At 70.8% G+C, this 13,544-nt stretch carries 8 protein-coding genes; 3 read left to right on the top strand and 5 right to left on the bottom strand.

The window, feature by feature from the left end; translation table 11 throughout:
• Positions 1-2: 2 nt before the first annotated feature.
• Together ITJ61_RS13915 and ITJ61_RS13920 are read right to left on the bottom strand one after the other, a co-directional pair.
• Entirely contained in the window at positions 3-1,178 is a 1,176-nt protein-coding gene (locus ITJ61_RS13915; RefSeq protein ID WP_194686467.1) for an SLC13 family permease, read from the bottom strand.
• 205 nt (positions 1,179-1,383) lie between these two features.
• Positions 1,384-1,743 (bottom strand): hypothetical protein, encoded by a 360-nt coding sequence (locus ITJ61_RS13920; protein ID WP_194686468.1) that lies wholly within the window; start codon positions 1,741-1,743, stop codon positions 1,384-1,386.
• 68 nt (positions 1,744-1,811) lie between these two features.
• Between ITJ61_RS13920 and ITJ61_RS13925 the strand changes: the two genes are divergently transcribed.
• On the top strand, positions 1,812-2,771 hold the full coding sequence (locus tag ITJ61_RS13925) for a carbohydrate kinase family protein (RefSeq protein ID WP_181058088.1): 960 nt from the start codon (positions 1,812-1,814) through the stop codon (positions 2,769-2,771).
• Positions 2,772-3,512: 741 nt separating this feature from the next.
• On the opposite strand, the gene ITJ61_RS13930 is transcribed toward ITJ61_RS13925, so the two are convergent.
• From ITJ61_RS13930 to ITJ61_RS13940, 3 genes are all read right to left on the bottom strand, one after another.
• Positions 3,513-5,087 carry an amino acid permease gene (locus ITJ61_RS13930; protein WP_194686469.1) on the bottom strand — a complete coding sequence of 525 codons (1,575 nt, stop codon included), beginning with the start codon at positions 5,085-5,087 and terminating at the stop codon, positions 3,513-3,515.
• A gap of 196 nt (positions 5,088-5,283) precedes the next feature.
• Positions 5,284-5,976, bottom strand: coding sequence for a YczE/YyaS/YitT family protein (locus ITJ61_RS13935; RefSeq protein WP_104244224.1), 693 nt, complete (start codon positions 5,974-5,976; stop codon positions 5,284-5,286).
• A gap of 102 nt (positions 5,977-6,078) precedes the next feature.
• Positions 6,079-7,032, bottom strand: coding sequence for an L-lactate dehydrogenase (locus tag ITJ61_RS13940; protein WP_104244226.1), 954 nt, complete (start codon positions 7,030-7,032; stop codon positions 6,079-6,081).
• Between the two features lie 199 nt (positions 7,033-7,231).
• Between ITJ61_RS13940 and ITJ61_RS13945 the strand changes: the two genes are divergently transcribed.
• Entirely contained in the window at positions 7,232-11,683 is a 4,452-nt protein-coding gene (locus ITJ61_RS13945) for a proline dehydrogenase family protein (protein WP_194686470.1), read from the top strand.
• Between the two features lie 324 nt (positions 11,684-12,007).
• Positions 12,008-13,405 carry an FAD-binding oxidoreductase gene (locus ITJ61_RS13950; protein ID WP_104300520.1) on the top strand — a complete coding sequence of 466 codons (1,398 nt, stop codon included), beginning with the start codon at positions 12,008-12,010 and terminating at the stop codon, positions 13,403-13,405.
• Positions 13,406-13,544: the final 139 nt, after the last annotated feature.

The following is a 13,544-nucleotide window of genomic DNA, read 5'->3' on the forward strand; positions in this document are numbered from 1 at the left end:
CGTCAGATCGTGGCCGCGAGGGCCAGCGTCGCGAGCGGGACGATGATCGCGACGCCGACCAGCCCGAGGGCCACGAAGCGGAGCCACGAGATCGTCACGCCGAGCGCCACGAGACGCTCGTGCCAGAGCAGCGTCGCGAGCGACGCCCACGGGGTGACGAGCGGGCCGAGGTTGACCCCGATGAGCAGCGCCACGAGGCGAGCCGGGCTGTCGGCCACCGGCTCGAGTGCCAGATAGGCGGGCAGGTTGTTGATGCCGTTGGCGCTCGCGGCACCGATCGCGGAGAGCTGCAGGAGACTCAGCGGGTCGTCGCCGCTTCCCGAGACCGCGGCGAGCAGCTCGCTCAGGCCGTGCGCGTGGGCCGCCTCCACCAGCACGAACAGCGAGCCCGCGATGCCCAGCGCCTGCCACGGCACGAGCCCGAAGCGCAGCGCCCCGCGGCGGCGGACGGCGAAGGCGACGATGAGCAGCAGCGCGGCGACTCCAGCCGGGATCGCCACCTCGACGCCGGTGACGAGCGCCGGGAGGAGCAGGGCGGTGACCACGGCGGCGAAGATCAGAAGCGGGCGGTCGTGGATGCTCGTCGGGGTCGGCATCCGGTAGCAGCGGTCGAGTTCCCTCCGGAAGACGAACGACAGGATGGCTGCGCTCGCGAGCACGCCCACGAGTGCAGGGGCCCACGTGATCGCAAGGAACTGCAAGGGCCCACCCTCGAAGGAGCGGGCAGCGAGCAGGCTCGTGAGGTTCGAGACCGGGAGGAAGAGGGAGGCGGTATTCGCGAGCCACACCGTCGCGAGCGCGAACGGGATCGGCGAGACGCCGACGTGCACGGCGAGCAGCACGACGACGGGCGTCACGAGCACGGCGGTCGTGTCGAGCGAGAGGAAGGCGGTGCTGACGGTGGCGAGCAGCAGGACGAGCGTCCACAGCAGCCACAGGCGCCCTCGCCCGAGCTTCGCGAGCCGATCGGCGAGCACAGAGAAGACCCCGGCGTCGCTCGCGAGCTCTGCGACGATCGTGATGCCGACGACAAAGGCGAGGACGGGGACCACACGCTCGCCCAGCTCCAGCAGCTCAGGGGCCGGGAGCACTCCGAAGGCCGCGACGACGACCGCCGCGACGACGAGCACGGCGGTGGCGATGATGGGGGCGACGCGGGCGACGCGGGACTGTGCCATGGCGGAGCAAGCATAGGCCCGCGAGGCGCTTGGGATGTCGGAGTCCGCTCGTAGGATTCGAGCATGACCTCGAACGGGGATGTTCCTGCGCGGAGAGCGGCCGTCATCGTGAGCGGGCTGCGCGTCCGTTCCCGGCCCGGCCTATCCGACCCGCCCGTTTTCGCTCGCGGATGCGCCGGGAACGCGGGGAGCGCGGGAAGCGCGGCTACTTCGCGGCGACGCTGTCGAGGTGCTCGCGCAGCGCGATGATGATGTCGTCGCGCGTCGCGTTGCGCGCATGGGCGAGCTCCTCGATGAGCCAGTCGAGGGTCATGTAGTTCGCGTGGAGCAGGTTCGAGAGCTCGATGTTGACCTTCACCTGGTTGGGGCCGCCGTCGGCGGGCTGCTCCGCATCCGGGTCCGTGTCGGCGTCGAGTCCCTGCCCCTGCTCGACCTTCACGACGAACGCGCCGACCTCGACGAGGCGCTCGTAGGCGAGCGCCGCCGCGTCCGGAGAGACCTCCGTGACGGAGACGGCGTCGAGCAGCACGTGCGCTGCTTCTCGACTGGTTGCTGGAGTGGACATGCAACGAGGATAGGCGTGCACTTCGCGCAGACAGTCAGGGTCCATCCATGCAAGGCACAATCGGGGGCATGAGCAGCAAACCCACAGCGAAGACCCGGCCGACCTCGGACGCGCCAGTCGTCGTCGTCGGCGATGCCATCGTGACCGAGCTGCGGGAGACCGAGGCGCGCGGCGGGCTCACGAGCCGCAGCTACGTGAGCGGCTCCGCGCTCAACGTGGCGATGGCGCTCGCCCGCCTCGGCGTGCCCATCGCGCTCATCGCCAGCATCGGCGATGACCCGGACGGGCTGCGCATCCGCGACCACCTCCACAGGTGTGGCATCCAGTTCGCGCCGTCCGTCTCGCTCGCCGGAACCGGGCGAGCCGTCGGCGAGTCCGCCGACGGGGAGCCCCTGTACACGTTCGACGACGCCGCGAGGGCGCGGCGCATCCGCTTCGACGACGAGCAGGTCGCTCTCATCCGGGCCGCGCCGTTTGTCGCGATCTCCGGCTTCGCGTTCGACGACAAGAAGCAGCACCGGCGCCTGCTCGAGGCGGTCATCCGACCGCAGGAGCGGCTGCTTCTCGACCCCAACCCGCGGCTCGGGCTCGTGGAGGACGCGGGCGCGTTCCTCGACAACTTCGAACGGCACGTGTCGAGTGCTCTCTTCGCGCACCTGTCCGACAACGACGCCGACCTGCTCTTCGACGCGCCCCTCGACGAGGCGACCAGCGACATGCTCGACCTCGGCGCGACCCACGTCCTCGCGACCGAGGGCACGCGCGGCGGCCGCTGGGTGAACCGGGCCGGCATCGACGTCGCCGAGCCGATCGTCGACCTGCCCGGTGACATCGTCGACACCATGGGCGCGGGCGACGCGGTGTTCGCGACCGCTGTCGCGTCGATCGCGCAGGGCGGCATCCCGAAAGATGTGGCGGATGCGCGGCGCATCCTGCAGCGCGCCATGACGGTCGCCGCCGCGACGGTCCGCGTCACGGGCAGCTTCCTCGCGGCCGACGACGACCTGCCGCCCGCCGCGGACGCGTAGGCCGCCCGCCGCTGCCGCTGCCGCTGCCGCTGCTGCGCTGCCGCTGCTACCTCGCGCCGCCGCGCGCCGCCGCGCGCCGCCGCGCGCCGCCGCGCGCCGCCGCGCGCCGCCGCGCCCGTCTCCCTGCCCGCCGTCTCGAGATGGCTTTCACGCCTGCGGATGGCTTGCAACCCATCCGCATGCGTGGAACCCATCCCGAGAGAGCTGGCCCCGCGAGAGCCGGCCCTCGAGAGAGCTCGCGGCGTGAGGCATCCGGACGCGCGGGGCGCATCCCGATTCGAGCTTTTCACTCACCCGAGTCGGGACGTCTGCCGATCTCTCTGCCGATCTCCCCACTTTCGGGATGGCTTTCACGCCTGCGGATGGTTTGCAACCCATCCGCATGCGTGGAACCCATCCCGAGAGAGCTGGCCCCGAGAGAGCCGGCCTTCGAGGGAGCCCGCGGCGTGAGGGATCCGGACGCGTGGGTCGCATCCCGATTCGAGCTTTTACTCTCCCGAGTCGGGACGTCTGTCGATCTCTCTGTCGATCTCCCCGCCTTCGGGATGGCTTTCACGCCTGCGGATGGCTTGCAACCCATCCGCATGCGTGGAACCCATCCCGAGAGAGTCGGCGCCCGAGACAACCGACCCCGAGAGGGCTACCGCCGCAGGAACCCGGGCGCCGCAGGAACCCGGCCCCGGGTGCATCGCTCGACCCCGAGAGAGCGCACCTTGGAGAGAGATCGCTGCGGGGGACGAGCTACTCCGCAGAACCCGCCGAGCCCGAGCCCGAGGAACGCGAAGCCACGGCCGCCGCCGCGCGCTCGCGCTTCTGCTTGCGCTGCACGTAGACGCCCGCGACGATCGAGATGCCGGCGATGACGAAGCTCGTGGTCACCTCGATGAGGCGCGTCTCTCCCGCGAAGAACATGTAGATGAGCAGCGCCGACAGGGCGATGATGACCACCCAGGTGAGCCACGGGAAGCCCCACATGCGGATGCTTCCCTTCGCCGCTTCGTTCGGGTCCTCGCCGGCCGCGACGGCGTCTTCCGCGAGGATCCGGCGCGAGCGGAGCTGGGAGACGGCGATGACGATCCACACGAAGATCGCGACGGCGCCCGTCGAGTTCACGAGGAACGAGAAGACGTACTCGGGGGTCGTGTAGTTGAGGACGACCGAGAGGAGGCCGACGACGGCGGAGGCGAGGATCGCGACGTACGGGGTGCCGCGCTTCGAGACCTTCCGGAACGCCTTTGGGGCTTCCCCGCGGCGGGAGAGGGAGAACGCCATGCGGGATGCCGTGTAGAGGGAGGCGTTGAGGGTGGAGAGCAGCGCGGAGAGCACGATGATGTCCATCGCGAGGGCCGCCCAGCCGATGCCCGCCGCGTTCAGCATGGTCACGAAGGGGCTCACGCCTGCCGTGATCTGGTCCCAGGGCAGCACGATGAGCACCACGAGGATCGACCCGATGTAGAAGAGCAGGATGCGCCAGACGACCGAGTTGACGGCCTTGCGGACGGCCTGCGCCGGCTGCTCGGATTCGCCGGCGGCGATCGTCGCGACCTCGGCGCCGAACATCGAGAAGATGACGGGGAGGAGGGCAGCCAGGATGCCCGCGACGCCGAACGGCGCGAATCCGCCGTCTGCTGGTGCGAGGTTGCCGAACGTGGCTGTGTTGTTGGGGATGACGTGCGCGATGAGGAGCGCGCCGACGATGATGAAGATGATGATCGAGACGATCTTGATCGACGCGAACCAGAACTCGAACTCGCCGAACGACTTCACGCTGATGAGGTTCGCGATGAGGAACACGAGCGTGATGATGAGCGCGGGGATCCACTGGGGGACCTCAGGCAGCCAGCCGCTGATGATGACGGCGGCCGCGGTCGCCTCGATGCCGACGACGACCACCCAGAACCACCAGTAGAGCCAGCCGATGGAGAGGCCGGCCCACGGGCCGATGAATCGCGTCGCGTAGGCGGAGAAGGAGCCCGTCTCGGGGGAGATCGATGCCATCTCGCCGAGCATCCGCATGACGAGGACGACGACGACGCCGGCGAGGGCGTAGGCGAGGATCACGGCGGGTCCGGCGGCGAGGATCGCGGTGCTGGAGGCGACCAGCAGGCCAGCGCCGATGACGCCGCCGAGCGCGATCATCGACAGGTGGCGCGGTTTGAGCGTGTTCGCGAGGGCCTCGCCCTGCTCGACGGGGCGGCCGTTGCCGCGCTGGTGGCCGCGTTCGCTGAGATCGCGGCCCTTCTCGGTGAAGACGGCCTCGGTGTGAGGCGCTGCTGCGCCTTCGGGAATCTTGCCGTCAGCGCTTGGGGACGTCATGGATCACGTTTCTCCTGGTGAAGGGGGCCCCGGGCGTCACGTGCTCGCTGAGGACTCAGCACGTGGGGGAGGAGCGCGGCGGGCGCCTCGAGGTCGGTACCGAGCAAGGGTAGGGCCCTGCGCGTGTCCCGTTCACCTTGTGTTCATAAGTGACGCGGCGGGGTGGGACTGGGCCCGTCCGGGATGGCGGTGCGCGTCAGCTCGCGGGCGAGTCGCCCGGCAGCATCTCGGGGTCGCTCGGCGCGACGCTGCCGCGCACGTCACGCTCCAGTGGAGTCTCCGACTTGGCCGCGTCTCCCACGTCGACCGTGAACCAGCGGATCGTGACGCCGCAGATGGGTCCGATGAGCAGCGCGAACGCGACGGTGCCGATGCCCACGTCTCCGCCGAGCATCCACCCGATGGCGAGCACGACGACCTCGATGCTCGTGCGCACGATCCAGATGCGCCATCCGGTCACCCGGTGCAGGCCCGTCATGAGGCCGTCGCGCGGCCCCGGCCCGAAGAGGGCGCCGATGTAGAGGCCCGTCGCGAGGCCCAGGGTCAGGATGCCGCCGGCGAGCAGCAGGATGCGCCACCACAGGTCGAGGCCGGGTGGGATGATCCACAGCCCCAGGTCGGCGAAGGGGCCGACGAGCAGCGCGTTCGCGAGGGTCCCGAAGCCGGGCCGCTGCCGGAGCGGGATCCACAGGCACAGCACGACGACGCTGATGAGCACCGTGATGAGCCCGAACGGCAGCCCGGACTGCACCTGGACGCCGAGCGTCAGCACGTCCCAGGGCGAGACGCCCAGCTCGCCGCGCACGATCATGGCGATCGCGAAGCCGTAGAGGAAGAGGCCGACGGTGAGCTGCGTGGCGCGGCGGGGCAGGCGGACGATGGAGCGCATCCGTGTATCTAAGCCTCAGCGCGCGCGGGTATCGCGGTCCACTCCGGAAGAGTGGATGGGTGGGTGCTCGTGCCCGCGTCCGGCCTAGCTGACGGCGCGCACCTAGCTGACGGAGCGCACCGTCGAGCGGATCTCCTCAGCCGAGGCGAGGAACTTCTCGAGCTCGCTCGGCGACATGGGGGTGTCGAGGATGCGCTCAACGCCTCGAGCGCTGACGATGACGGGGGTGGAGATGGCGACGTCGTCGATGCCCCACTGCCCCTGCAGGAGCGTGGAGACGGGCATGATGGCGTGCTCGTCGTTGACGATCGCCTCGGCGATGCGCGCCCCGGACAGGCCGATCGCGTAGTTCGTGGCGCCCTTGCCCTCGATGACCTTGTAGGCGGCGGTGCGCACGTCGTTCGTGATGCTCTCGAGTGTCTCCTCGGTGAAGGGGCGCTCGCCGTCGCGCTCCCAGTCGAGGATCGGCACGGGCCCGATCGTTGCCTGCGACCACAGGGCGAACTCGCTGTCGCCGTGCTCGCCGACGATGGTGGCGTGCACGCTCGTGGGGGCGAGGCCACCGGCGAGCTTCGCGATGATCCAGCGGAGGCGGGAGGTGTCGAGCACGGTTCCGGAGGAGATGACGCGCCCCGGCGGCAGGCCGGAGATGCGCTGGGCGACGACCGTGAGCACGTCGCAGGGGTTCGTGACGAGCACGAACACGGCGTCGGGGGCGAGCTCCACGAGTCGCGGCATGAGCGACTCGAGGATGCCGACGTTCACGCCGACGAGGTCGAGCCTCGTCTGCCCCGGCTTCTGCTTGGCACCGGCAGTGATGATGACGACGTCGGCGCCGGCCACGGTCGTGATGTCGCTCGAGCCGGTCATGACGCTCGAGCCCGTGAACTGGGTGCCGTGGGCGAGGTCGAGCACCTCCGCCTCGACCTTCTTCGTGTCGATGTCGTAGAGCGTGATCTCACGCGCGACACCGCGGATGAGGCAGGCGTACGCGAGCGAGGTGCCGACGCTGCCGGCTCCGACGATGGCGACCTTGGACTGCTTCTGCACTGGCATGGTGCTTCCTTCCACGAAGCCTCCGCGACGGAGACGCTGACTGAGGAGACCGTCACGGGCAGACGAACGCTGAGCAACGCGGCGTCGACCGTCGCTTCGGTCGGCAACGCTCTGATCGTATGGGCGCGGCCCGGCGCACTGCGGCGTGTCGCGGCGCGGCTCGGGTTGGCCCGAAGGTGCGCTGGTTACGCTCGTTCGCATGCGCATCCCGTCGGACCCCAGTGAAGAATCACGGCACGACGGCGCGACTTCCCCGAATACCGGTGCGAACGACCGTGGCACCGGTACGAACGACCGCGGCGATGGCGACCGCCGCGCTCGCGGACTCGAGGAGGTCGACGCCAGGCGGGTGCAGCGCGCCGATTTCGTGAAGCAGGTGCTCGCGAAGCGCGACGGCGGAGCGGATGCAGACCCCGAGTCGTCCGTGTCCGCCTCGAGCGAGTCGGCGCTCCCGGGGGCCGGTTCGCCCGCCGGGCAGCTCTCGCCGGACGAGACCGTGACGGTGGACGACTCGATCGTGCGTGCACTGCGCGCAGAGGGCCGGACGGCCTCGAGCGACCGGGACGCCGCGAGCGACGGTGCCGATGGCGTGGGTGTCGCCGGCACCGCTGGTCCCGACGCCGCTGGTCCCGTCGCAGAGCGCACCGTCGCCGTCGACGACTCGATCGTCGCAGCCCTGCGAGCCGAGGGGCGCACGGCGACGGGCGACCGCGACGCGAGCGACGCGTCCCGAGCCGCATCGCGAACAGCGGGCCCCGCAGCGCCGGGGACCCCGCCCACCTCGGCAGAACCAGCCGCCCCAGCGCGCAAGGCTCCGGTCGACGCCGCCCCGCCCACCGCGGCGATGCCCGTCGTGACGCAGCTCCGCGACGTGCCCGTCTCGGAGGCCCTGCCCGCGGCCCTCGCGACGCTGCGCGGCTGGCGCGAGCAGCTCGCCGCCTCCGACGCGCAGCGCGCGGCCGCAGTCGAGGCCGCCTCGAGCGCCAGGGCGAGACGCCGCGCCGACACGACCTCCGAGCTGGATCGCGTGCTCAGCGGACCAGACGGAGCAGACTTCCTGCGCTCCCTCATCGACGACGTCATCCGACCCGACGACGCCATCGCAGCCGGCAACGGCCTCGGCGACCTCGCGCCGAAGCTCCCCGCGAGCCTCTCGCCTGGCACGAAGCGCGCGTTCCAGCTCGGCGCCTTCGCGGGTCCCGGCGTGCCGTGGCTCGCAGTCCCGCTCATGCGCCGCGCCACGTCGGCGTTCTTCGGCGACGACACCGTCCGCAACGTGCCCGCCGAGATCTCCGCCGCCACCGAGCGCGCAGCCTCCAGGGGAGCGGTGCCGCGCATCCGCCTCCTCGGTGACGCTGTGCTCGGCGAGCGCGGCTCGAACGCGAGCCTCGAGACCTACACGCAGCTGCTCGCCGCTGGTCAGGTTCGCGAGCTCGAGCTGCGCGTCGCGGACATCGAGGCGCAGCCGGCCCTCTGGGACTTCGACGGCACCCTCGAACGGGTCGTCTTCAAGCTCGCCGCGCTCGGACGCGCGGCGCTCACTGCCCCGACCCCGCCGCTGATCATGCTGCGCACGCAGTCCTCGGCCGACCTCGAGCTGACCGTGCAGGCGTTCATGCGCGCCTTCGAGCAGGAGGAGCTGCGCGGCCTGCACGTCGGCATCTCCCTGCCGGCGCAGTTCCCCGAGACGACCGGCCTGCTGCGCCGCATCGGCGGGTGGGCGCACATGCGACGCGAGGACCTCGGCTCCGACATCACGGTCGCCATCACCAGAGACGCGAACCACGAGCTCGAACGCGCCGACGCCGTGATCAACGGCTGGCGCCTCGCGACCTACGCGTCCGAGGCCGACGTCGACGCCAACTTCGCGCGCCTCCTCGACGAGGCTCTCGCCATCGACCACGCCGCGGCGTTCAGGGTCGAGGTCGAGGCGGATGCACTCCGCGACGTCGCGCTCGCCGCGGCCATCGCGAAGGCGCGAGGCCTGCCGAGGCCGGTGCGCGTCGTCTTGCCGCGATCGAGCGACGAGGCGACGCTCGGTCGCATCCGCTCGGCAGAGGTGGAGGTCGTCGAGCGAACGCCCGTCATCACGGGCAGCACGCAGCGCCACGCGGCCAGCTATCTGCAGCACCGGGTGGACGTGCGGGCCAGGCAGCTCGGGGCCGACCCAGCCGAGGGCGCACCCGCCGCCACTGCCGGCCTCCCGGCCGACGCCGTGCATCCCGACGACGAGCGCCTCCTCAGCGCGACGGCGCGCATGCGGCAGATCGATTCCGGGCCCAACCGCGAGCAGGACCGCGTGCTCGCGGACGACGCCGCGACCGTCACGGCCAGCATCCAGCTCGAGCTCTTCCCCGAGGGCCTCTTCGAGGACGAGGAGCCAGCGGCCGAACGGCCCGCGCGAGTGAAGAAGCTGAAGCCAGCCTCGAAGCCCGTAATCGACGACGAGGAAGAGGTCACCGAGAACCCTGCCGACACCGGGCCGAGCCCCCGCCTCACCGAGGTGGTGCTCGGCCTGAAGCGCGGCAGGCTGCTGCGCAACACGTTCAGGAACGCGCCAGGCACCGACCCTTCGCTCGCCAGCAACCGCGAGTGGCTCCTCTCCATCCAGCGCCGCGTGCCGCGCAGCGAACTCGGCATCGACGAGGTCGAACGGCACCTGCTGCACGAGCCGGGCGACGTGGATGCGCTGCTCTCGCGGGCAGAGCGTGCGGCCGAGCCGTGGGCACAGAAGCCGGGCTGGGAGCGGGCAGCGGTGCTCGAGAAGGTGGCGAAGGCCCTCGAAGCGAACCGGGCGCGACTCATCGAGGTGGCCGTCTCCGAGACGGGGACCCCGCTGCCCGACGTCGACGCCGACGTGAGCCGCTGCGTCGACCTCGCGAACTACTACGCGCACCTCGCACGCCAGCTCGACCGCATGCAGGGGGCCGACTTCGAACCCGTCGCGGTGACCGTCGTCACGCCCTCCTGGGTCCCGGCAGTCGCAGGCAGCGCAGGCCACACGGCGCAGGCGCTCGCCGCCGGCAGCGCGGTCGTGCTGAAGCCGTCGCCTCGAACGCGCCGCACGGCGGCGGTCTTCGCGGAGGTGCTGTGGGACGCGGACATCCCGCGCGACCTCGTGCAGCTCGCGATCTGCGACGAGAGCCTCCTCTCCGACGAGCAGCTCGGGCAGATGCTCATCACCGACGACCGCGTGCAGCGGGTGCTGCTCAGCGGCAACTGGGAGACGGCCCGCTCGTTCCTGCGCTGGCGTCCCGACCTGCCGCTCATCGCCGCGACGAGCGGCAAGAACTCGATGATCATCACGCCGAGCGCCGACCTCGACCGGGCCGCGCTCGACGTCGCACGCAGCGCGTTCCTGAGCGCGGGACAGCGCCCGGGGCATGCGGGCACCGTCATCCTCGTCGGCTCCGTGGCCCGCTCGAAGCGCTTCCACGAGCAGCTCGCCGACGCCGTCGCCTCCCTGCGCATCGGCTACCCGAGCGACCCCGGCGCCGTCGTCGGCCCCCTCGTGTCCCCGCCGGACTCGCAGCTGCGCTTCGCGCTCAGCTCCCTCGGCGAGGGAGAGTCGTGGCTCGTCGAGCCGAGGCAGCTCGACGACACCGGGCGCCTGTGGTCGCCCGGCATCCGCGCCGGCGTGAAGCCAGGGAGCTACCAGCACGTCACCGAGTTCTTCGGTCCTGTCCTGAGCGTCATGCACACGCTCACGCTCGACGAGGCGATCCGCCTGCAGAACTCGACCCAGTACGGGCTGACGGCGGGCATCCACTCGCTCGACCGGACGGAGATCGCCGAGTGGCTGCGGCGAGTGGAGGCCGGCAACCTCTACGTGAACCGCGACATCCTCGGCAACACTCCCCAGCGTCAGCCGTTCGGCGGCTGGCTGCGCTCCATGGTCGGCACGGCGACGAAGTTCGGCGGCCCCAACTCGCTGCTCTCCCTCGGCACGTGGCGTCCGAACCACGGCGAGCAGTCGCAGACGCTGCACCTGAGGGGCATCGACGAGCAGGCGACGGCCCTCATCGAGTCGGCGGCTCCCTTCATGGACTACGAGACCTTCGACCGGCTGCGTCGAGCCTCGCTGAGCGACCAGATCGCGTTCAACGAGGAGTTCGGGGAGGTCTCCGACGTCTCGAATCTGGGGTTCGAGCGCAACCTCATGCGGTACATCCCGGTGCAGGCGACGGTCCGCGCCGCCGAGGACGCGACGCTCGCCGACCTCATCCGCATCGTCGTCGCGGCTCGCATCGTGCGTTCGAAGCCGCTCATCACGTCCGGCATCGAGGTGCCAGACGCGGTGCTCGCCGAACTGCAGGCCCAGAACCTGACGGTGCGGCGAGAGACGGACGCGGAGTTCGCCGACCGGGCGAGGGCCGGCGGCATCGAGACGCTGCGCGTGCGCCTCGTCGGCGGCAAGCGGCGTGAGTTCTGCGACGCCCTCGAAGGCGATCCGGACATCTCGATCTGGTCGGATGAGGTCACGCCGGCTGGTCGTATCGAGGCGCTCCCGTTCCTCCGCGAGCAGGCGATCTCCATCACGGCGCACCGCGGTGGGCATCCGGACCCGCGCATGCAGCAGCTCTTCCCGTACGAGCAGACGTTCGATCCGGACGCGCCCATCACGCAGGGCCCCACGAAGTCCCGCGGGTAGGCGCGCTGACGCAGCGGGCAGCGATGCAGGGGTCAGCTGTCAGCTGCCCAGCTGCCCAGCTGCCCAGCGACGCAGCGACGCAGCGGACTCCGGGGCGTGGGTGCTCCGTTCCGCGGGGCATCGCTGTTGGTCCTGCACGCTGTCGGCGCCACCGCTGTCCAACATGAGTGCGATTTCGGCGTTTGAGGCCAGTTGGAGGGGGTGGGGCGCTGTTTCTGCACTGATGTTGGTCAGCGGGGTCGACGCTGCGCGGGGTAGCTGCTGCGCGTGGCGGCGAGATGCGCGGCTCGCGAGGGCGCATCCGCTTCGCCTACGATCGGGCGCATGTCTGCCGATGTCGCCGGAGCGCCAAACACCCTGCACGCACTCGAATCTCTGCACCGTGAGCTGCCGGGACGGGTGGTGACGGACCCGGCGGCGCTCGAGCCGCTGCGCGTCGATCGTTCCGGTGTGGTCGCCGCTGGCGTGCCGGTGGCGCTGGTCGAGGCGGAGTCCGTCGCGGATGTGCAGGCCGTGTGCCGCATCGCGAGCGAGTTCGGGGTGCCCATCGTCACGCGCGGGGCCGGAACCGGCCTCGCTGGCGGGGGCGCGGGCGGCGCTGGCGAGATCGTGCTGTCGACGCTGCGCATGAACCGGGTCCTTGAGATCTCGGCGGCGAACCAGCTGGCCGTCGTGCAGCCGGGCATCCTCAACGGCGCTCTCAACGAGGAGCTCGAGGGGCACGGCTTCTGGTGGGCGCCGGACCCGGCGTCGAAGCACATCTCGTCGGTCGGCGGCAACATCGCGACGAACGCTGGCGGGCTGCTGTGCGCGAAGTACGGGGTGACTCGCGAGGCGGTGCTCGGTCTCAAGGTCGTGCTCATCGACGGTTCGGTCATCGACGTCGGCCACCGCACGGTCAAGGGGGTCACGGGCCTCGACCTGTGCGCGCTCATGGTCGGTTCGGAGGGCACGCTCGGTGTGATCGTCGAGTGCACGCTCAAGCTGCGTCCGCTGGTCGATGGGGTCGTCCCGACGATCGGCGCGTACTTCCCCGACGTGGGGAGCGCGGCCCGCGCGTCCGCTGCGGTGACCGCGTCTGGCATCCAGCCGGCCATCATGGAGCTCATGGACGGGGGCGTGCTTCGCGCTGTCTCGGCGTACACGGGTGTCGACCTCGCGTCTCACGGCGACTCGTACCTGCTCATCCAGACGGATGGGGCGAACGCGGTGGCGGAGGCGGAGGGCATCGTCGAGGTGCTGCGCGCCAACGGCGGGGCGGCGGAGATGACGACGGACCCGCAGTCGGCGCTCACGCTCGTGGATGTTCGGCGGCAGGCGTACGCCGCGAAGGAGGCGCTCGGGCAGGTGCTCGTGGAGGACGTCTCCGTGCCGAGAGACCGGCTGCCAGACATGTTCGCGAAGATCGACGAGGTCGCCGCCCGCACCGGGACGACGATCGTCACGGTCGCGCATGCGGGCGACGGGAACCTGCATCCGACGTTCATCTACGACCGGGCGGAGCCTGTCGTCCCGCAGGCGGTGTGGGATGCGGCCGACGAGCTGTTCACCTACGCCATCTCGATCGGCGGAACCCTCACGGGCGAGCACGGGGTCGGTGTGCTCAAGCGGCAGTGGCTCGGTGCGGAGCTCGGCGAGCGTCAGTATGAGCTGCAGCGCGGCATCAAGGGCCTCTTCGACCCGAAGGGGCTCCTGAACCCTGGCAAGGTCTTCGCCGAGTAGCGGGGCGGCGCGCCGCCCGGCCACGCACGTCTGCGGCTCTGCAGCCCACGCGGTCAGGTTTCGAGATGAGTTCCACGCTTCGGGATGGGATGCAAGCCATCTGCAGGCGTGGAACCCACCCTGAAACGGCGCGTCGGAC

The organism is Pseudoclavibacter sp. VKM Ac-2888, assembly GCF_015351285.1.
Lineage (GTDB): Bacteria > Actinomycetota > Actinomycetes > Actinomycetales > Microbacteriaceae > Pseudoclavibacter.

Bases quoted from the DNA above. Each gene is read 5' to 3' on its own strand.
- ITJ61_RS13950 (WP_104300520.1), top strand. From the start codon at position 12,008: ATGTCTGCCGATGTCGCCGGAGCGCCAAACACCCTGCACGCACTCGAA.
- ITJ61_RS13915 (WP_194686467.1), bottom strand. From the start codon at position 1,178: ATGGCACAGTCCCGCGTCGCCCGCGTCGCCCCCATCATCGCCACCGCC.
- ITJ61_RS13920 (WP_194686468.1), bottom strand. From the start codon at position 1,743: ATGTCCACTCCAGCAACCAGTCGAGAAGCAGCGCACGTGCTGCTCGAC.
- ITJ61_RS13945 (WP_194686470.1), top strand. From the start codon at position 7,232: ATGCGCATCCCGTCGGACCCCAGTGAAGAATCACGGCACGACGGCGCG.
- ITJ61_RS13925 (WP_181058088.1), top strand. From the start codon at position 1,812: ATGAGCAGCAAACCCACAGCGAAGACCCGGCCGACCTCGGACGCGCCA.
- ITJ61_RS13935 (WP_104244224.1), bottom strand. From the start codon at position 5,976: ATGCGCTCCATCGTCCGCCTGCCCCGCCGCGCCACGCAGCTCACCGTC.
- ITJ61_RS13930 (WP_194686469.1), bottom strand. From the start codon at position 5,087: ATGACGTCCCCAAGCGCTGACGGCAAGATTCCCGAAGGCGCAGCAGCG.
- ITJ61_RS13940 (WP_104244226.1), bottom strand. From the start codon at position 7,032: ATGCCAGTGCAGAAGCAGTCCAAGGTCGCCATCGTCGGAGCCGGCAGC.